Source organism: Paenibacillus sp. FSL L8-0435, from assembly GCF_037965655.1.
Lineage (GTDB): Bacteria > Bacillota > Bacilli > Paenibacillales > Paenibacillaceae > Paenibacillus.
Map to the genome: position 1 here is coordinate 1689008 of NZ_CP150185.1, position 21214 is coordinate 1710221.

Consider the following 21214-nt stretch of genomic DNA (forward strand, 5'->3'; position numbering starts at 1 on the left):
GTTTTATTTTACGAATAAAAATTTAACTTGTTGAACATTATTTTATCATAATGAAATTTGTAGTCAAGACATGTCAAAGATATTTTTGATTAAGGAAATATACTTTCATATAATTAAAGAAAAATTCAATTCGGATATGAAGGGACGCCAGATGATAAGTTATAAACCATTTCAAAAATTATTGATTGACAGGGAGATTAAGAAACAAGATCTATTAAAACTAACGGGGATTTCATCAGCAACGATGGCAAAGCTCAATACGAATGAGTATGTATCGTTAGAAGTAATTGATAAATTATGTACGGCTCTAAATTGTCAACCAGGAGAGTTGTTAGAACACATAGCAGAGTGATAATTAATAAAAACTATACTATTTAGTCAAAATTAATTGGTTTTAAAGGTGTTGTTAAGCTCTAGAACTGAGAGGCGTTTTGTGAGATAACCCGTTCACTGTTAGAATGTTTAAGAATAATTAAGTTTCACTTCCGGAAAACAGATAGTTATTAATTACTAAGGACTAATCATATAAGGAATCGTTAACTAATCAAAGTTATCTAATAATTATTGTAGGTGGTAGAATGTATCGTTTTCGAAGCGTAGAAAGTTTAATAGGTAAGTATCAAGAACTTGAAAAACAACAAATTTATTTTGCTTCAGTAGATGAATTAAATGATCCTCTTGAGGGCACGCGACAGTACTTCTGGAAGGGAGATAGAATAATTTGGATGAACTTTTTCAAACATTATCTCTTATGTTTAGAGCATGGAGTTTTCCTAACTAGACTTCTTAAAGAAGATCAAGTTATATCCCAAAAGGATATACCGATTTATAAAAGTATAGCTAGTTTACCTACTGAAATTTACAAAGAACGTATTGGGAAAATTTACGAATTATTCTTTTCAGATAAATTCGTTCAATCTTATCTGGAGTTGATTATAAATAATCCTTACAAAATATATAAAGATGAATTGCATGTGCATTTAAGAATATTGTCCAATCGAGCAATAAAATGTATTTCTGAAATTGATGTGAAAAGTGGATTAATACCTCCAAATGAGGAAGTGGAAATTAACAAAGTAGAAGAAAATATAAATATAAATATAAATTTTGAAAACATGTGGTTATATTCGGATGAAACCCAGTATAGCGAACTAATTCATGCTATTAATGATACTCTTAAACAATTAGATACCCAACTCCTCTTTAAGTACAGAGATTCACCAAAGTTACAAAGTGTTTATATTGAATTTCCCCAACTTTATTTAAATGCTGTCACTGAATTAACTTATCCTAAAGCTTATGTAGCGTGTTTTATGGATAATTGTAGTAACTCATCCATATGGGGAACTTACGGAAATAATCATACAGGGGTTTGTTTGAAATTCAAAACTTCAACTAACAATCCGATGCTGTCATTGAAGCCTTGTTCAACAAATTTAGCTCTTCTTAATAATAATTACTTAGATAATCCTTTTTATAAAATTGAATATACATCTAATTTTAGTGAAATGGATTTTTTCTGTAATTTAGGTAGGTTAACGCTATCACAAATAATTGAACAATGGTACACAGATGAAAAAGGAAATTACAGTATTTGTTCTGAAGAGTTGCTTAATCATGAAGATGACTGGAGGGAACAGTATTGGAATGCATTCCAACAGGCTTATCTAAAAAAGACTCCAGATTGGTCGCATGAAAGAGAATTTAGACTTATTGTTAGTAGTGTACTTGATTCATTTAATGACCGAGAACATAGGATATTTGAATATAAATTTGAGGATCTTGATTCAATAATTTTTGGTATAAAAACCTCTAAGACAGCAAGGGCTGAAATTATTGATGTAATCTATAGAAAGTGTAAAAAATACGGAAGGAAAAATTTTGAATTTTATGAGATGACATATTCTTTGAATGATAATCGGTTAATACAACGAAAAATGTATACTATAAACATTAATGAATGACACAGAAGAATAGCTATGAAGGTTTTTAACTATTTTGGAGATTTTTTTAGAGAAAAAAGCGATATTTTAGGGGGTCTTCAATATGAAAATGGGCCGAAATGAGCCATGTTTTTGTGGGAGTGGCAAGAAATACAAGAAATGCTGTATTGATAGCCCTATGCGTAGAGTCTCGAATGTAAACACAATTCCAATAGAAGATAGTATCTCAAATTTTGAATATATAGAGGGAAATGCTGAAAAACTAGAGTCAATCATATCCCGATACTCTATCAATGATATTTCAGTGGCTGTATTTTGCATCAACTCTTGGGCCAAAAATCGTTCAGCATTAGCTCAAGCATTAACCCTTAATCAAGCTTTAAGTAATACAAAGAGCTTTGGTAATAAGAGTATAAAAGAGTATTCTGAATTTGAAAAATTATTTAATGAAATCTCTCCTTATTTACAAATCACTTATATGGAAGATTATACATTAAGTGATTTTGGACAAATTAAAATTAAAGTTTTCGGCGAGTATTATTCAGTAATTTTAGGGACTGGACATGAACAGGTATACGCTACAATGAGTTTTATTTCCGAGTTAGCAGATATCTTAGATAAGAGAGAAGACGTTAAGGCCGTATTTGAATATAACAGCATGGTAATAGATACACTTGCTAAGAATAATGTTATTCCTTCTTCTGATGATTACAATATTGTCTACGAATTGCCTTCAGAAGAATACTGGAAAGCTGTTACATATTTATTTAAATCTAAAGAGTATTCAATTCAGAAGGATAAAGTATTCAAAATAATGGGTTATCAAAAATGTCCAATTGAGATGAGACACTTTTTCGTAAATAAGGATAAGTGTTATCCACTTTTTAATACCTCGATAGTTGTCGATCTCTATAAAAAACTTCTTTCTATAGCGACAGTAGAAGAATACCAAAGGCATATAAAGCAAACGCTTGAAAAGCTGTTAGAAAGTAACTTCAATTCTTTCGAAAATGCTCGATCCCGGGTTCTTATTGCCCCTAAAATATATGACAAGAGAACAGGTAGGCCATCTACGAATAATACTCTAGCATTTATGACTATCAATAAAGATAGAGTTCTAGTAGCAATAAATAAAGGTAGCTTTGACAATGATGAAATTATTGATTCTGAGATTAGGGCTTTTAAATTGTTGCATCAAAGCAACCAGCTACAATTACGTGAAACGTATTATAGAAAAGAATTAAATGGTGGTTATGCTTTTGACACATTAGCTCAGATGCCAGTTCATTTTTTACTAATTGAAGCATTCACCGACATCTCTACATTTGGAATGTTATTCAATGAGCAAGGAGATCACTTTTCGTGTTCTGCTTTAGATATGATATATATGTTAGGGTTTATGGATAACTTTAATGAGTTTATAGATTTCTTTGATTATGATATGAAAGAAAAAGCGCAAATAATGGCATTTGGCGGTAAAAGTAGTTTATTTTTCTCATGGAAAAGTGCTCATCAACAAATTGCAACAGGTGCAATTGAGTATGATCTAATTTCTCTTTCCTATGGACATGCAGATAGTTATGTTTATGAATACTATACAAAGAATCTAGCGAATTTTCCCTTTAATCTAAATTCCAGTTTGTTTGATAATCCACTTAGTTGGAAAGTTAAGCCTGACGATTTTGAATATTCGAGTTTTGAACATAAAGGTCATCAAGGTCTAATAGGAAAAGGAAAAAAAATTGGTGACTCGACATTTCTTTTTCTAGCACATAACGTGGAGTATTTTAATGAAGAGAATTTTGCAACTGATAATTATACAGGATTAAAAACGATAAATGAGTTAAATCAGCGACTTTTTAATAGATACGGAGATATACTTGCTACTTTCCCCGTTCTAAATAAAAGAGTACTACAAGTCATGTTTGTACCTATGCTATGTGCAACAGATGTTGAGTATTCTGGGCTTCCTTCAGAGAAAATTAGAAAGTTTGTTTATAGTGAGATTGACATTGATGGCGATACGATAAATATTCGATATGCTGTAAATTTAGATGAATTATTGGAAGCTATGATGAATGCTAGTGACAAACGAATAGAATCTGAATATTTTTTGGAACTCATATTCCCGCTAAAAGAACATGTGAACTATTTATTTGAGAAATTAGAAATAGTAGTGAATCAGGACTCTTCCCTTAGAAAAGAAGTTGGTATATTTTCAATTGAACAAGATTACTTTTATTCTGAGATTGCACCTACTTTTAAAATGGAAGAAAGAAATTACGTAAAAGCAAGAAAAGACATTGCAAAAGTTTGCCTAGAAACAGGGGCAAAGCCTGGAGAATATCGAGGGAAATCAGCAACAAATGTTATTAGAAAAATGCAAACAACAATTGTTAAAGTTTTTGAAAATCAAATTTCAAGTTACAATAAAGCAAATTTACACAAGATGGCCTTGCATTATTACTCTACCCAGTTGCATGAGATGATAGTTAATCTAAAACGATACTCAAGTTTCAAAGATTTGAGTCCTATTGTCCAACAAGAGTTTGAGGAGAAAACAAGGAGTATTCGTGAAGAGAATAGACGTAATTTGAGAACAGCCCAATATCTTTTAGAAAGTAACTTAGCGATCCATCATAAGGTTAATGCTCCAGATTGTAGAGAACATGAATTTGAAAATTTATTAGCTTTTGCTGACTGGCTTGTGGCTTTACAAGACAATGCAGACACTTGCTACTTTACAGAACTAGATCTAAAGATTGAAATTGATAATGAATATAAGGTTGATACTATCCTCTCTGAATTTAGCGATCAACAATATGCGGATATTCTTTTGCGCAAGTATGAGCAAGTAAACTACACAATTAAACATGATGAAGAAGATAAGAAATTTCTTGTTCAATGTGAAAAAGCTTTTTTGGTTGATACAGGAGTAGAACTGAGTATATTAATATCCTTGCTTGAATACTTACAATTAGAAGTCGTAGAAAAGTCTTTTGCTATAGAGAGTTATCCGAATGTATTTGAGGTAGAAACTGAAGATTTAATCAATGATTTCCTTGATTCTTTCATAGAACTAAAAGAAGAAGATAGAGAGAAAACTGTAAAAGCGCTACAATTTATAACGCTAGATTGTAGCAAGTTAAAAGTTTTAAACAATACAATTAATGAAATTTTACCAGTATGGGATCGTGAGAAACGCGATAACAGATTTGATATTAAGCCCCTTATTGTTGAAGATGAAAAATGTATATTTTCTCCTGTTTTAATTAAAAATTTATCTACATCTTGGAAAAACGGTATTATAGATTGGTATCTTCCATATGAAATTGGTTTAGAAAGTTTGAAAAAAGTTCTTGTTAAATGGAAGAAAAGGTATGAAGATGAGATGGTACAAGATATTTCTCGTTTATTCATAAAAGAGGGATTTTCTCCTGTTTATACAGATTTCGAGTTGTCGTCAAGATACCCCCACTATGATTTCCCAGAAAACTTAGGCGACTATGATGTTATTGCTGTTAATCAAGATAAGAAAGAAATATGGTTAATAGAGAGCAAAGTTCTTCAAAAAGTAGGGTCTATCTATGAGGACCAAATGCAACAGAAGAGCTTTTTCTATCAACATAAAGATGATGAAAAGTTTCAGAGGAGAATTGATTTTATTAGAGGGAACCTTACTAAAGTTGTATCTATTTTAAATTTAGACATTGCAGAATATAAGGTTATCCCATACATGGTAACTAACAAACTATTCACCTCAAGATATAAAATGCTAAATTTTCATATAATATCATATCATGAGTTAATGGTTAAACTGGGAAATGAGCAGCTATAATTTCTAAATAATCTTTACGGAAAAAAGATACAGAAATAGAGAAATTCACGAGTGGCATACAATAAGTGGCGTATCTTATCCTTGCTGACTCAAACGACTTAACAAAATAGTAAGAGGGTCGAGATCAAAGTACACATTCAGATCCAAAAACCCGAGCCGAAGCGTGAATAACTCGCTTCGGCTCGGGTTTTAATGTTTTACTTTTCCAAAAACAAAATCTTACTTACCACTTACCGACTTAAACCATTCATTCACTTCTTGCGTGATCTGATCTCCGCCATTGGATTTCCAGTTGGCTACGAATTGGTCAAAGGCATCAATAGGCAGTTTGCCGTAGATGATTTTGTTGAAGGTTTCCATCTCGGACTGGCGGAGCAGGTTCCATTTGGACACCATGGTTGGTGTGGCTGCGCCAGTAAAGTAGTTTTGTTTACGGATGTCGATCTGGGACATAACGACTTTACCTGCATACCAGTTTTCCGGTTTACGGAATTCAGCCATTTGTTTCTCGTAAGGTGTTTCAGGCTTCTCGCCGTCAGCCAGCTTCACGAGGGTTTTCATGTACAGATCCGGGATACGTGCTGGGCCGGTCAGGAACGGGAATTCGTTGGAGAAGTCTTTAATCTTCTCTTTGTCACTGGTCGGTTGTCCGTCAATGATATCCCAGTCGTAACCTTTGGCGAAGCCGTATTCATACTCACTGCCCGCTTTCGGGTTCGCAAGGTTATCCAGCAGGTAGTTGTAGTAAAGGAAGATGGCTTCTGGATGCTTCGCATCCTTGTTGATCATGATACTTGCGTTGACACCAGAGTTCTGCCACTTCGTACCGATCTTGCCGTCTGGGCCAGCAGGAACAGGGTAAGCTTTATACTTTGAGCCAGGTACGTTCTTCAGCAGGTCAGGTGCAGGCCAGTCCGGTACCCAGTTTGCGCCAGGCAGAATGCCCGCTTTGCCAGCTGTCCAGCTTTCAGCGGATTTGCCTTCGTCCCACAGAGCGGAGTCAGCGTGGATATAACCTTTATCCATCCATTCCGCCAGCTTGGCAAGGGCTTGTTTGGCACCCGGGTTAACGGAGCCGTACTCGAGGTTGCCGTTTGCGTCTTTGTTCCATTGCTCCTCAATTGTACCGTATGCACCGAACAACCAGTCGAGCTGACCCATCCAGGTGTTGGTGTTATTTTTCAGCGAGATTGCCAGCGGGAATACTTTGTCTGGAGACAAACCGTCCGGGTTCTCGTTTTTGAATTTGTCCATGATGTTCTCAAGGTCTGCAATGGTTTTCGGAGCTTCCAGGTTCAGCTTCTCCATCCAGTCCTCGCGGAGCCAGAGCAATGTATCGTCGTTATCGGTGTACTCCATGATCGGCATGTTGTATTTCTTGCCGTCCTTGGTGAACGGATACCACAGTTCAGGATGTGCTGCTGCGTGATCTTTCAGGGTTTGACTCGCGTACTTGTCGAACAACTCATCGATGGCGATGAATTGACCGGAGTCGATCAGCTGATTAGTCAGTACCGCATTGGTGGGTACGGATACAAAATCAGGCAGCTTTTCGCCAGAGGCGATAGCCAGTTGCAGTTTTTGTCTGTATTGATCGTCATTGGCCGGATACCAAGTATCTTTATGCTTCATACCCAGCGTTTCGAGCATCCAGCGATCGTGCACGTTATTTTCTTTGGTATCTCCTTGCACGTATTTCTTCGGCATTAATACCGAACTGAACTCGATGGGTGGGTCGTATTTTCCTTTAGCAAAAGCAGCTTCTGCTTCAGCTGAGCCGACAGTTCCCGGCGTATTATTACCATTGTCACTGGCTGTCTCGCCACTGCCGCACGCAGTGATCGTGATGAGCGTGATAACCATGAGCAGTGACCACCATGTTTTTTTGAATTTGATCATTGTTCAATCCCCCTACGGTGTATGATCTTTACAGTGTAACTGTACCAATTTGTGCGGGAGTGCATCTATATGAGTTTTTTAGTTTCGATAGGACTCTATTAGTGAATGTTCAAAAAGATCGGTTTTCAGTCATGTTATTTATGCTGGTCTCTGTACTCCTGCGGTGTAACGCCAAACTGGCGCTTGAACACTTTGATAAAATAAGCCGGGTCCATATAACCAATCTCCATGCTGATTTCATACACTTTTTTGGTGGTCGTGACCAGCTTGTGACAGGCCCGATCCATGCGCAGGCGCGAGATATAATCACTAATGCCTTCGCCCGTTTCGATCTTATAGATTTTGGACAAATGGGTCGGGTGCAGATTGACATGGTCAGCAAGCACACGCAAAGACACATCCAGATGCAGGTTCTTATCTGTAAAATCCTGAATCTTCTTCACATACTCGGAACGGATGTCCTTGATCTCGTTGGACGTGCCTTCCTTGAGTTTGCCCAGCACACTGAGCGACCATTTCCGCAATTTGCTGATGGTAGCGAAAACTTCCCCACTTTGTAAACCCTCGACATCATTCCCCATTAAAGTGGTCAGAGTCAGCTTGTTCCGGTGGGCAATATTGGTGAATGAAGCCGTAATGAGAAAACCAGCCTCCATGCAATGCTCCCATGATTCCGACCATTTCTCATCCAGCTCTGCGCAGACCGCGCGTATTTTCTCTTCCGCTGCATCCCACTGTCCGCTCTCTAGCAAACTAATAAAGGTGGGCGGGGTATACAGTACATCCAAGGGACCTTGTGCCGCAGGTGTCTCGACATCGCTGACACGCATGACAAATTCGCGTTCATCGCCAACGATCTGCCGGAAATAGGCGGAAGCCTGACGGAAGCGATCGTAAAGCTGATCCGGAAAGGTGAACCACTCGGTGATAACGATGGAGAGGGAGCCTTTCAGAAATTGTTTTACTTTGGATTGAAGCTGAATCGATAGCTTCTCCAGAATGGTTTCTTTGCCAATATCGCCTTTCCGATCTTTCAACTGAAGCAAAAACACCAGATATCCGTGCTCCTCCTTGACGCCCCACACTTCCATAAACTCACCCATAATCTCTTCAGCCATGTTGATGATTGCGTATTCGATCAGGGTCTGATCATTGCTGTCATAGTGTCCGAATTCTTCTTCCAAACGAACCAGCATTAATGCGGCATCCCCGGTGTGAAAGGGGAGATTGTAATTGGCTAGCTTACGCTCCCATTCGGCAGCGGCGATTCGTTGTCCTTGCAAAGCGCCTAGGAGCAGTCGTCCCTGCAAATGGGGGAGATTCTCTCGCAACGTAAACTGGGTTCGTGTCAGTGAACTGACAATTTCCCATTCGTTGTTCAATTGATCGATGGCTTTCTGCACAGCGCCCATTAATTCCTCGTCTGTCGGGGGCTTGAGCAGATAGTCTACGGCTTCAAACTGGATGGCTTTTTTGGCGTAATCAAATTCGGAATACCCGGATAACAGAATACATTTTATTTTTTTGTCCCGGATGCGGATGCGTTCAATCAGTTCAATGCCTGTCATTTCAGGCATCTGGATGTCCGAGATCACGATATCGATGGGGTGGGTGTCAATCATTTGTAGTGCTTCGTGTGCCGAGTATGCTTTATGCACATGTTCAATTCCCAGCGTATGCCAAGGCTTGGTCATGGACAGGTTATCCACCCAGTGTGCTTCATCGTCTACGATCATCATTTGCATGGTGTATTGTCTCCCTTGGTGGTTGAACCCAGACAGCTGTACACTTGCCACTCCGATGACAGAATAACCTTCCGATCGCTGTTACCCCCAGATTTTCTGAATCAATTTTATAAGGTGAAAATCTGGCGATAGCTTATGGTTCCGATGTAGCTTTCTTTCAGAAAGCTTTCAGGCGAACACTTCGTTTCTTCAGGTTTTTTCTGTCCTCTGCGTTATTGTGTACATGATCTTGTTCAAAATTAAATCGTCAATTTATTGTTTGTATCGTATCAATTCGCATCGGTATTATCTTTATCGGAATCTGTATCCTCTTTTGGTATCTCCCAGATGATTTCGGTTCGGAATCCGCCAAGTGGGGATGGGCCGAATAGGAGGTAGGAATGACTGCCGAACAGGTGCGTGATTCGTTGGTGCGTATTCCAAAGGCCACAGCCCATTTCTTCTTGTAAAGGTTCCTGCATCTTCAAGTTTAGCGCTTCGTATTGTTCCGGGCTTAAGCCTGGGCCGTCGTCATCGATGTATATTCTGCCAAAACCATTCAAGCGCTCCCCGGTAATTCGGATTTCCCCGGATGAATAGGACTTCGCCACGCCGTGTATCACGGAATTCTCGACCATCGGTTGAAGCATTAATCGTGGCACCGACTGGGCAAGCATATCTTCAGGGATATCGATGTGATACTCAATGCGACCATTCCGCAGCTTCTGAATATCCAGATAGTTGATCAGCAGCTTGATCTCTTCTTGTAGCGACGACGTCTCCCGTTCCATACGGGTGGTGTAGCGATAATACGCACTTAGGTTATGCGCCATGGAGACCACGGCTTGCTCGTCCTTCATCTGGGCCATGTTGATGATATACCCAAGACAATTATATAGGAAATGCGGATTGATCTGCGCTTGTAATTGCTTCAGCGTAGCTTCCCGGGCTCTAATTTTCTCATGGAACACATTCTCGATCAGATCTTGAATCTGATGGGACATATCGTTGAATCGGCGGAACAGGAATGAGAACTCATTCTGATTTTTGCTATACAGTCGGACAGAATAATCCCCTTGCTCTACACGGCGTAAGCCTTTAATTAGCTTTTTGATCGGATATTGAACATTCCGGTATAGCAGGATTGAAGCAGAGATGCCCACAACCAGCAGCAAAATCATACAGGTGTAGAACAGATTCTGACTGAGCGAGATGGGTTTCAAAATCTGATACAGCGGGATGACGTCAACCAGATGCCAATCCAGATAGGTGGACTTCACGGAGCTAACCAGATATTTCTTTCCGTTCAGTTCGACCACGTCCTGTGTGGTATCCTCTGGCGAGTGCGTATCCAGATACTGAGTGAGTGCTGCGGATAACTGTTTGTCCGCGCTGCGATTCAGAATGGGTGCATTTCCTTTGTGATAAAAGAAAGGATCACCTTGTCCGCCTGCTTTATACGTATCCAGCATATTCTGAATGTTCTCATAACTGAAGCTGGCTTCAATCACCAGATTGCTTCCAGTGAGCATTCCTGGTTGGGCAAGGGAGTCCGTAAAGAACCAGTAGAAGGATTTCATCTCATCTTGTGATTCGGCACTTTGGTCCCCATAGGTCCATTGTCCGCTCATATTTTTTTTCAAATACGCCTCATCATATCCGGTAGTTCGATTGTAGTTGGCGATGACATCCTCATTCTGCTGTGAATACACCGCATATCGGGTAGGCCATATATCGGTAACGCTCGTCTGAAGCGTCATTTTCTCCTGAATCACATAACGGGTCTGCATCCGGTCATATCGATCATCCCACATGTTAAGGCCGTTGAATGCTCTGACATTGGGGTCTCGGGAGAGAATTAGGCTGAAATCCATCATCTGATTGATTCGGGAGTCGATCTGACTGGACAGAAACGTGAGCTGTTTTGTGTTGGAGATCTGCAGTTCTTTGCTGACGACATCATAGGTGACGTTATTCGAGTAGGTGTACATGATTAGAATGGGGATGAACAAGACTACAATTAATAAGTTTATTTTGGCAAAAAGACTGAATCGGGATCTGGTATTACCTTGAAAAGGCATTAAGCGCTTCCATATATACATGAAAAGTCTCCTTTAAATTCGTGTGTAAATTAACCTCTTCCTAGGATGGCCCTAACAAAACACTATCAAGCCTAACAATGTTATATAGCAGACCTCAGTATGGCTTGATACTATTTATATCAGAGAACCCCATCACACACAAAAACTTTTTTTGGGAACAGGAGCAGTGCAATGGAGGCTAAATTGGAGGGTAAGCGGGTCCCGCAGGCAAACGTTGGGAACAAGCTGGAAAAAAAGAGAAAAAAACGCTATAAACAGCCATGGATTCTGCACTTCATGGTGTTGCCGGCGGCCATTATGGTCTTTATATTTTCATACATTCCGATGTCCGGGATTTTGATGGCATTTCAGGATTATAAACCTGCACTGGGATTCTTTAATTCCGAATGGGTAGGACTAAAGCACTTCAGGTACATGTGGGAAAATGATTACTTCCTGCAAATTACGTGGAACACGCTATTTTTTGCCTGCACGAAGATTGTCATGAATCTGATTATTCCGTTTGTCTTCGCCTTATTGCTAAACGAGGTACGGAAGATGGCGCTGAAAAGAACGATTCAAACGCTTGTGTATCTTCCTCACTTTCTGTCCTGGGTCACGCTATCAGGCATTCTGATCGACATTCTGGCCCAGACGGGTATTGTCAATCAGTTCTTGGTATCCGTATTCGGCATCAAACCGATCTTCTTCCTGGGGGATGGCAGCTGGTTCCGCTTCACAATTATTGCGAGTGATGTCTGGAAAGAGTTTGGATTCAACACAATCATCTTCCTCGCGGCACTGTCTGGCATTAACCCTGCACTTTATGAAGCAGCTGAAGTAGATGGGGCAGGACGCTGGAAACAAACGATGTATATTACCATCCCGGCACTGATCCCCATTGGGATCGTAATCGCAACCTTGGCACTGGGTAATGTGCTTAACGCCAACTTTGACCAGATCTTTAACTTATATAGTCCGTTGATTTATCAACAAGGAGATATTATCGATACGTTTGTGTACAGAGAAGGTCTGCTTAGTGGGCAGTTCAGTTTCGCTACCGCTGTGAATCTGTTCAAATCGGTCATCAGCCTGATCCTGATTGTGATCTCGTACCGACTGGCTTACCGATTCGCCGGATATCGAATTTTCTAGAAAGGATGACAAACGAATGTACCATAAAACGATGCCTTACCGCATATTCAGCATATTCAACAATGTGTTACTGACCATCCTTTCACTGCTCTGCTTGCTGCCTTTGTATCACTTGCTCATGGTATCACTTAGCGCATCTGCACCTGCAAATGCTGGTCTCGTAACGTTCTGGCCGATTGGATTTACACTGGAGGCGTATGCCAAGACGTTCGCCAATACCAACTTCCTCTCCTCCTTATGGGTATCCGTGGAGCGGACGGTACTGGGTACAGGACTTGCGTTAATCGTTAATACGATTGCAGCCTATGCGCTATCCAAAGAGACGCGGGTGTTCCGCGCACGTAACATCTATCTGTGGTATTTTGTCATCACGATGCTGTTCAGCGGTGGCCTCATTCCAGGGTACATCCTGATTCTGAAGCTGGGACTGATGAACACATTGCTGGCCTTGATCCTGCCGGGATTGGTTGCGGTATTTAACATCATTCTGTTGCTGAATTTCTTCCGTACCGTTCCGAAGGATCTGGAAGAAGCGGCATTTATCGATGGCGCAGGGCACTTTAAAACGTTTATCAAAATCTATCTGCCTGTCTCGGTACCCGTTATTGCAACGGTTTCACTCTTCATGATGGTTGGGCATTGGAACGCGTACTTTGACGGGATTATCTACATCCGTGATGCGGAAAAACTTCCACTCGCGACATTCATGCAGACGATCATCGTGCAGGCCGATATGTCGAAGCTTGATCCAGAAGCGGTGAAGAACCTGTCCCAACGGACCATTCGGGCTTCGCAGATCTTTATCAGCGCGCTGCCGATCCTGCTTGTGTACCCGTTCCTGCAACGTTATTTTGTAACCGGGATCGTGGTTGGTGCTGTTAAGGAGTAGTTGAATGTAGGGAATGAATAGGATTGCAAAATGGAGTCACTGAACTGGGGAAGGCCAGGGAGGTGGCTTCTTTTTGGTGTAAATATTTTCAATCCTATTAATTTGTTGTAAGATAGTACCAATTCATAAAGAAAGTGAGGTTAATCGTTTTGATACCTCCATATGTTGTAGACCTCTAGGTACGTTACTACTCATACCTGATTCTAGGTAAATCTAAAGTGCGTGCCGGGGATCTTATTGTTCAATGATAACGATGAAATGCAAGCATGGGAATTGCAACAGCTAGACAAGCACTTGGATACATGGAAGAGAATTAAAAGAGATTTCGACCCCAGAATCAAGAAATTAAATGAGTATCGAAATCACAGAAAAACCAAGCATTACTATAATAATGAGGTTAAGGACATTCGAGGACTCACCCAAAGAAGCTTTCGAAAACAATTCAAACAGAACATGCTTCTTGAAGAATTTTATCGTCCAGTACCTCATGATTATCGAACGTATGGTTGGTTGTCTTACTAAGTTGTCTTAAGTTACTAAAATGGAAAGAGAGAAGAAATTCTCTCTTTTTCTTTTGAAAGAATGATGGACAAGAAAAAGAGTACAGGCTACTTATAAGGGACATGAATTTTAACACGGAGGAGCAAAAATCATGATCGACAAAGAATATTATGTAAAGCTTAGTCAAGAGGCAAATGAGAATTATACGTTTTATAAGGAAGAGGCTGAAGCATCGATACATAGAAGAGAATATACCACTAGCAAGCGTTATGACATCTCTCTGTATTGGTATGCCCGCCAAGGTGAAATCTCTGGTGATATCTCAGATGAAGAGACGGATACATATTATGAGTTTGATAAGGATGACAGAATTAGAGTCTCGGCTTGTGATGATTTAATTGATGGGTATGCTTACATTACTTATGAAGAAAATAAAATGACCACTAGAACATATGTGGATGGGATTTTGGATTCCATCAAAGAGTACTTGTTGCAAGGTGAATTGATCCATCAGTCAGTGGAGTATTTTCCGAGATTTGATAAATTAGAGGTTGAAGACTACATCTACGAGGGGAATAATCTGGTTCAAATATACCAACCTCAATACGAAAATAATGCTTATTTTGATCACCTTCTTCGAACCTATTTCGAATATGATGAGCAAGGCAATCTCCTGCGAGTGTTAGATGGGACCAGAGGTGTAATCTACGTAAGGATGCCATCTGAGGAAGTTTTAGTACTCAGAGAAAAGGTAAAAGAGGAACTCATTCAAGCTTTAAAAGAAATCGTTAGCGATCTCTGTGAGAATCAGTCAGGCAAAGAATATTGTTTTATGTCAATCTACTTGCATGATGAAGTGCATACGGTATATTCACCTATTTTCCATCCTGGCTTGCAAGAAGTAAGAGAAGAGCAAATAGAAGAAAATGATAATGATGAGGAAGAATATTATTACACGCTCTGGAATTCAGGAGATCATCCGATGAACGATCAACAAGAACTTACGGATCAACATTTAATTCAGAAACTTAGAACTCTTATTATATATTGGCGTAGCAACGGAGATTGGTGGGAGGAAGGCGTGAGCTTGTGGAAGGAAGTCGCGTATGCCCTTAATGAAAAGACGAATTGGTCCGATTATCCAATACTCACAGAGAACTTTGTTGTATTCGTCGAATGGGAAGCGATGGATGTTATGAGTGGAGATTTGCAAGAAAGCATCCCTCCAGCGAAGTTACTGAGCTTGCAGTCTGATCGCTTGGCTCCAACGGTTTAAAATAACTCGTAAAGATGGATTTCAAAGCTTTGCTATCTCTTCCAGAGCCGTTGCCTACACTATCCTACCCTGCTATAATTTCGATATATCTATCGTATTGGGGGTTATGACGTGGCAATATGGATAATGCCGGATTGCTCGTTCGCTAGAAAGCCTTATGCAAAGCCTGAATAGGGGCGGACTTTGTGTAGGGCGCGACAAAAATGAGATTGTTGCCCTGAAATCAATATCAACATAATGTTACATCCCGCAGGCTTTGCACCTTATTTGTTCTTCCAATAAAAATAAGGGGCTGAACGCCATGCAAACACCATTTATTCAGAATCATCAATTTAATTATATTCAAAAACAAGCTGATTTCCTGCTCAAAACGCTACGCTCGGTTGTGGATCGAAAAGTATTGGAAACCGTCCGTTATACGGTCGGCACCAATGCGGTGAGCATCTTCGATGAACTCACTCCAGAGCAGAAGCAACTGTTGGAGCAGTTATCCACGTATGAGACGACACATGAATTGCAGACGTATCTGAACGGGCTGGAATCATATCTGATTCCATATCCGCATGTATCAGCGAAGCAGATTCAGAAGTTGTTTCCAAAGGCCAAGAAGCTTAAAGTGCCGGATCTCGAATCCATCGATTACGCACATACAACCTATCTGAGATGGACTGACATTGCCACGAGTCGCTTGTTCATCGTGTACCCGCACAAAGGCAGGTTCCTCGGTATTGAGGGACGGATTACACCCACGAACAAAAAAGGGTATTGCATGTTCTGTCATCGTCATCAGGAGCTTGGATTCTTCAACGTGAAGACCAAGGCTCATTCGCCGGACAACTTTTCTTCCATTGCCCAGTACGTATGCATGGATAACACAGCTTGCAACCATAGTATTACCGATATCTCTATGCTGGAGAAGTTTCTTCTCTCGACAGTAAAATAATGCAAGACACACAGGCAGGGTCGCTCTTCGGAGCGACCTTTTTGCCGTGTTCAAGCGTAATGATTCGCCATTGAACGTACCACTAAACTTCAGAATTCATATTCGGGTCAGGGTCATACCTTTTTTTTATACGATCATGAAGTCGGAATATCGTTGGCATAGTTCAGTCCCAAGTGATGTGCTTGGTTCAGCAGTGCCTCATAATGCTCAGGCTTGGATTCCAACGTTTCATATAAATACTCAACCCTCGATTGGGACACCCCACAGTAATCGGCAATACCCACATTGAGCAGGTTGGCGATTGATTGACCATAGTTGCGCTTCTGCATCTGTTCTTCCGTCACACCCGAAAGAGCGATCCACAATATCTGCTGATGAGGGAGCTTGTTCGCGCCGTAGGCAAATCCGTTGTTCATGACACGATCCACATAACCTTTCAACATGGCTGGCAGATGCCACCACCAGAGAGGAAACACAAAAGCCACAGCATCGTGTTTCTTCAATCGCTTCATCTCGGTTTCAACCTCATGCGAGAACACCTGATGTTCTTGGGTATAGTCTGGTTCATCCATTTCTCGGAGAATTGGGTCGAAGCCAATCCCATGCAAATCCAATATCTCATAACCGTGACCGGCATCGGTAAGACCCTGTGCAAAACGTTGAGCTACCTGAAAGGTCAAGGAGTCTTTTCTTGGGTGGGATACTACAATGAGTACGTTCATCTTATCTTTCACTACCTTTCTGGAATGCAGTCTTGTAGCCATAAATCAGTGGCTGATGCTATTATAAACAGGTATGAAAACATCTGGAAGTACGCACTTTGATGTTCTATAGGAAGAATGAAGTGCCATAGGAACATCAAAGTACCCTAAATGGATGCCTCGAAATAGGCTCAAATAATTGAAAGAAGAGCAGTGAAATTTTATTTTCACTTGGGATACAGCCTGATTATGGAGGGGTTCAAAAATGACGGAACATGGAGAAACGAGCGCGCCAAAGAAATATAAAGTAGGCGTGGAAGCAGCCTTGGAAGTGATGGGCGGGAAGTGGAAGCCATTGATTATTTATCATTTAATGACCGGACGTAAACGCACGTCAGAGCTTCGACGATTAATCCCCGACATTACGCAGAAGATGCTGACAACACAGCTTAGAGGACTTGAAAAGGATGAAATCGTACAGCGAAAGGTATATTCGGAGGTACCTCCCAAAGTGGAATATGAGTTAACGGACTACGGCTGGGGACTTAAGCCCGCCCTGGATCATCTATGTTATTGGGGAGAAGAGCATCTGGATAAAATCCACGGGGATAGGTTTAAAGTATTGGAGGATTTCGATTCTCAGGAAAGTTGAAGAGAGGGGCACGAGAAGGTGGATGGTGCAGAGCACGTGAAACAGGCAGTTCCCATTCGTTGTGAAGGCGTGGCTGTAGTTCTATTGAAGAAAAGCCTCGATCAATACCGTGTACTGATGCTGAAGCGGGCTGGTCGTATGTTGCATAACGAGTGGTGTTATGTTGGCGGCGGGATAGAAAAGGGCGAGAAGGCATGGGAAGCTGCACTCAGAGAAGTTCATGAGGAAACAGGTATTACGGAAGTCAGGTTGTATTCTGCCAATCAATTCGAACAATATTATTCACCCATGGAGGAGTATATCTATACCGCTCCCGTATTCGTAGGATATGTGGATGAAAGCCAGGTTGTCCGGTTAAATCATGAACATATCGAGTACCAATGGATGACGTTTGACGAAGCTAAAGAAAATGCGGCTTTGCCCGGAATTGATGATATTTTGGATTTTGTTGAGAAGCATTTTGTCAGAAAAGTCCCTTCCGAGTGGCTTCGGATTAATGGTTAGAATAATTAGGAGTTGGAACTCATCACATACAAGACGATTTATCCAAGAGCATGGTTGAGCCTACTATGTATGTTGGTCATTGAAGCTATGTTTTTCAGAAATATTATTTATGATGAAAATGGTATTATGAAGTACTTCCTGATCGTTATATTGACCTTTATTCTCGGTTATATCGTTTTTCTGCTCTGGCGTTTGTTTTTCACTAGACCCAGTATTACGCTGGAAAGCGATCATGTGATTTCTATGAAACATCAGAGATATGATGCATCTCAGATTGAGTGTATTTATATGAATTACAGACGGATTGGCATCAAACTCTATGGTAAACGGTTAGTGCCGATGGATCTATGTTTTTATTTTCAACGAGGTCAGGAGTCTGCAGGCGTAGAAGCTGTGCATGAATGGGCGGCGCGAAACGACAAAGAGATCAAACACAAATTTTTTCAAACATTGGGGTAGAGCAGTGCGTTTGTGAATATAAGGAATCGTTGAGGAAGTGCAGCTTAATTCTCGTCACAAATTAAAGAGGTCTATGCTTTAATAGCAAAGTAGATTCTATAAATCAGCAGGAGAGATGCCCATGAGATATCTAACGAAAGAATGGTATGAGCTTTGTCAGCAGACACATTTTCATTTTGGTTTAAGAGTACATAACGGAGCTTACGAGTTCGATGAAAATCTATTTTTAAGGCTGTATAAAAGAAAGGAAAAAGCGCATGTGAAACAGGAGCGAGAGTTATATAACTTGGACCCACGTTACATGCTGGAGCATGATGGTCAAGTACTTACTCGCGTAGACAAAGCTTTCGGTGAGGAAGAAGTGACAGAAGAGGATCAGATCGTATTTCACATGCAGCCAGAACAAAGAGCGCATATCGAGAAACTCATTGCAGAATATGATGTGCGTCCTCCGTTTGATGAGAAGAAATGCAAGGAAGAGTACAAAGAATCGATGGAGTCGAGTTTTCAATACAAGGCGGAACATCTGCCACAGGAAATCGTTGAACAAATTGCGGATATTCGTGTGTTTACTTTGGGATATTGCACGAGAGAGATACTACAGCAATTGAAGAAACAGAGTGCACACAATTGGAGACGTGTGGAACACACATCGAAAGAATTTAGAGAAGTGATGATGGCACAGAATATCCCCGATGAAATACATAGCCGGGTTCAATATCATGATTGTACGGTAACGGAACTGTTGACGATGGATGAAGTGGTTATTCGTTTTGACACCCGTGGGGGCTTCACCAATATAAATAAACTCACGCTGGTTGCACCCGAAATCATCAAGCAAGAGGGTGAGATTGTAGGCAGTTACTGGCTGTATCAAGAGCTGTATCGGATCGATAACGGATATGAACTTCATGTTCTATTTGATGGAGAGAATATGCCTGAGCTGATTGTTCGCTGTGCTGATATTCTTGCCGAAGAGGAAGAATGAGAGAGACCAAGAGGATGAATATGGAGGAAATAGAGATGGAATGGACCACCAGTACGTTTGGTTATCTATCTACTCACGTATTTGTCGTGGGCATTGCATGTTACTTCTTTCCTGATTTTCTATACAAAATATTTGTCCTGATGAGATATCGAAAAATTAAACCGAATTACGAGTTTGAGGATAACCCACCTAATAGTGATATCCCTAAACATATCGAAATAATATTAAAAGTACTAGGTACCATTATGGTGATCCTGGGGATTGTATGGTTTTGGTTTTCAGAAGAGTTTTACGACTTATTATTTTGACAGCAAGGAGTTGGACACCATTTTGGAATTTATCTGGGCTTTAGTGATCTCAATTATAAGTTTAATTGTCGTTCTTATCTTTGCTGCAATTGTACGTTATGCGATAGATTCATCCAAAACATCGCAAAAGCTGGATGTCCTAGTTAAAGAAGTGCACTATTTGAAAACTGAAATTAAAAAATTGCAACACCATAATCAGCAAGATGGTAGCAAGCATATTATTGATGAGAAAGTTTAGATGAACGACACGACTTGAAATTTTTCTAATAAGGGAACAGACCATGATGAAACCACAGGGAAAAGTACAAGCTGTTTTTATAGACAGAGATGGAACAATTGGTGGTACAGGTCATTTTATTCATCCGAGAGATTTCAGATTATACCCAAATGCTCAAGAAGCAATTATGCATTTGAAACGAGAAGGAATTATGGTACTGGCTTTTACGAATCAATATCGAATCTCACGTGGAGAAGCAAGTGTTGAGGATTTTGAAGAACAATTTCGCGAGTACGGATTCGATCACTCCTATATATGTCCACATGAGCAAGAATGCAGTTGCAGAAAGCCTAAACCCGGAATGTTATTACAAGCATCAGAGGAACTCGGTCTGGATTTATCCAAATGCATCGTTATTGGAGATGTAGGAGATACAGACATGCTTGCTGCCCATGCCGTAGGAGCGACCAAGATCATGGTGAGAACAGGCTGGGGGGAATCTTCATTAACCAAATTCAGAGACAAATGGATGGAGACCGAACCTGATTATATCGCAGAGGATATTTGGGATGCCGTACAATGGATCCTTCATGGAAGGGAATTCAGTAAATAAAAGACAGGAGGTAACGGTGTATGGGCATGTCAGACTATTACAAAAACCTCAGGGAAAAGATCGGCAACGAGCTTATTTTTATGCCGGGTGTAGCTGGGATTATCCGAAATGAACAAGGGGAGATTCTGTTCGGTCGTAAACATAACGAATCAACCTGGGGGTTGATTGCCGGAGCAATTGAGCTTGGTGAGACACCGGCTCAAGCGATGGCTAGAGAGGCACTGGAAGAGACAGGTCTAGTTGTTGAACCCGAGAAGATTATCGGAGTATACGGGGGTGAAGCAAGAAGGTTTACATACAGCAATGGTCATCAGGTTGAATATTTGACTATCGTATTTGAATGCAGGATCAAATCCGGGCAACTCACGCCCGATAATGAAGAGATGAAGGATCTGCAGTTTTTCTCCGAGGATCAGCTCCCAGCCATGGCAAACCAGTACCCAGATTATATTTTTAGCTCCAACCAAGAAGAACGTGCCCATTTTGAAAAATAATCCAACCCACTGTGCAACTGGAATTTAAA

General features: G+C 40.5%; 19 protein-coding genes. 15 read left to right on the forward strand and 4 right to left on the reverse strand.

Annotation, left to right across the window (positions count from 1 at the left end; all coding sequences use genetic code 11):
* Positions 1-151: 151 nt before the first annotated feature.
* From NST33_RS07645 to NST33_RS07655, 3 genes are all read left to right on the forward strand, one after another.
* Positions 152-352: a helix-turn-helix transcriptional regulator gene (locus tag NST33_RS07645; RefSeq protein WP_339308641.1), complete on the forward strand. Its 201-nt coding sequence runs from the start codon at positions 152-154 to the stop codon at positions 350-352.
* Positions 353-578: 226 nt separating this feature from the next.
* Complete coding sequence (locus NST33_RS07650; RefSeq protein WP_339307431.1) at positions 579-1964, forward strand: DUF2971 domain-containing protein; 1386 nt, start codon at positions 579-581, stop codon at positions 1962-1964.
* 82 nt (positions 1965-2046) lie between these two features.
* Positions 2047-5781, forward strand: coding sequence for an SEC-C domain-containing protein (locus tag NST33_RS07655; protein WP_339307433.1), 3735 nt, complete (start codon positions 2047-2049; stop codon positions 5779-5781).
* Positions 5782-6000: 219 nt separating this feature from the next.
* Here NST33_RS07655 and NST33_RS07660 read toward each other — a convergent pair whose 3' ends face one another.
* The 3 genes from NST33_RS07660 to NST33_RS07670 all read right to left on the reverse strand — a co-directional run bounded on the left by NST33_RS07660 (position 6001) and on the right by NST33_RS07670 (position 11506).
* Positions 6001-7680, reverse strand: coding sequence for an ABC transporter substrate-binding protein (locus tag NST33_RS07660; protein ID WP_339307435.1), 1680 nt, complete (start codon positions 7678-7680; stop codon positions 6001-6003).
* Between the two features lie 134 nt (positions 7681-7814).
* A complete protein-coding gene (locus NST33_RS07665; protein ID WP_339307437.1) occupies positions 7815-9425 on the reverse strand; it encodes a response regulator in 1611 nt (536 codons plus the stop codon).
* Positions 9426-9694: 269 nt separating this feature from the next.
* Positions 9695-11506: a histidine kinase gene (locus NST33_RS07670; RefSeq protein ID WP_339307439.1), complete on the reverse strand. Its 1812-nt coding sequence runs from the start codon at positions 11504-11506 to the stop codon at positions 9695-9697.
* Between the two features lie 276 nt (positions 11507-11782).
* Between NST33_RS07670 and NST33_RS07675 the strand changes: the two genes are divergently transcribed.
* From NST33_RS07675 to NST33_RS07690, 4 genes are all read left to right on the forward strand, one after another.
* Entirely contained in the window at positions 11783-12640 is an 858-nt protein-coding gene (locus NST33_RS07675) for an ABC transporter permease subunit (RefSeq protein ID WP_179086446.1), read from the forward strand.
* A gap of 16 nt (positions 12641-12656) precedes the next feature.
* On the forward strand, positions 12657-13529 hold the full coding sequence (locus NST33_RS07680) for a carbohydrate ABC transporter permease (protein WP_017689839.1): 873 nt from the start codon (positions 12657-12659) through the stop codon (positions 13527-13529).
* A 652-nt stretch (positions 13530-14181) separates the two neighbouring features.
* A complete protein-coding gene (locus NST33_RS07685; RefSeq protein ID WP_339307441.1) occupies positions 14182-15306 on the forward strand; it encodes a hypothetical protein in 1125 nt (374 codons plus the stop codon).
* Positions 15307-15607: 301 nt separating this feature from the next.
* Positions 15608-16249, forward strand: coding sequence for a FusB/FusC family EF-G-binding protein (locus NST33_RS07690; RefSeq protein ID WP_339307443.1), 642 nt, complete (start codon positions 15608-15610; stop codon positions 16247-16249).
* 134 nt (positions 16250-16383) lie between these two features.
* Here the strand turns inward: NST33_RS07690 and NST33_RS07695 are convergent, their stop codons facing one another.
* Entirely contained in the window at positions 16384-16971 is a 588-nt protein-coding gene (locus tag NST33_RS07695) for an NAD(P)H oxidoreductase (RefSeq protein WP_221823485.1), read from the reverse strand.
* 244 nt (positions 16972-17215) lie between these two features.
* Between NST33_RS07695 and NST33_RS07700 the strand changes: the two genes are divergently transcribed.
* From NST33_RS07700 to NST33_RS07735, 8 genes are all read left to right on the forward strand, one after another.
* On the forward strand, positions 17216-17602 hold the full coding sequence (locus NST33_RS07700) for a helix-turn-helix domain-containing protein (protein WP_076209362.1): 387 nt from the start codon (positions 17216-17218) through the stop codon (positions 17600-17602).
* Between the two features lie 18 nt (positions 17603-17620).
* Positions 17621-18106, forward strand: coding sequence for an NUDIX domain-containing protein (locus NST33_RS07705; protein ID WP_221822626.1), 486 nt, complete (start codon positions 17621-17623; stop codon positions 18104-18106).
* Positions 18107-18175: 69 nt separating this feature from the next.
* A complete protein-coding gene (locus NST33_RS07710) occupies positions 18176-18565 on the forward strand; it encodes a hypothetical protein (RefSeq protein WP_221822628.1) in 390 nt (129 codons plus the stop codon).
* A 121-nt stretch (positions 18566-18686) separates the two neighbouring features.
* Complete coding sequence (locus tag NST33_RS07715; RefSeq protein WP_260632872.1) at positions 18687-19553, forward strand: DUF4085 domain-containing protein; 867 nt, start codon at positions 18687-18689, stop codon at positions 19551-19553.
* Positions 19554-19588: 35 nt separating this feature from the next.
* Complete coding sequence (locus NST33_RS07720; protein WP_339307446.1) at positions 19589-19861, forward strand: hypothetical protein; 273 nt, start codon at positions 19589-19591, stop codon at positions 19859-19861.
* Between the two features lie 22 nt (positions 19862-19883).
* On the forward strand, positions 19884-20099 hold the full coding sequence (locus NST33_RS07725) for a hypothetical protein (protein ID WP_339307448.1): 216 nt from the start codon (positions 19884-19886) through the stop codon (positions 20097-20099).
* A 43-nt stretch (positions 20100-20142) separates the two neighbouring features.
* Positions 20143-20691 carry an HAD-IIIA family hydrolase gene (locus NST33_RS07730; RefSeq protein ID WP_339307450.1) on the forward strand — a complete coding sequence of 183 codons (549 nt, stop codon included), beginning with the start codon at positions 20143-20145 and terminating at the stop codon, positions 20689-20691.
* Positions 20692-20711: 20 nt separating this feature from the next.
* Positions 20712-21185, forward strand: coding sequence for an NUDIX domain-containing protein (locus NST33_RS07735; RefSeq protein WP_339307452.1), 474 nt, complete (start codon positions 20712-20714; stop codon positions 21183-21185).
* Positions 21186-21214: the final 29 nt, after the last annotated feature.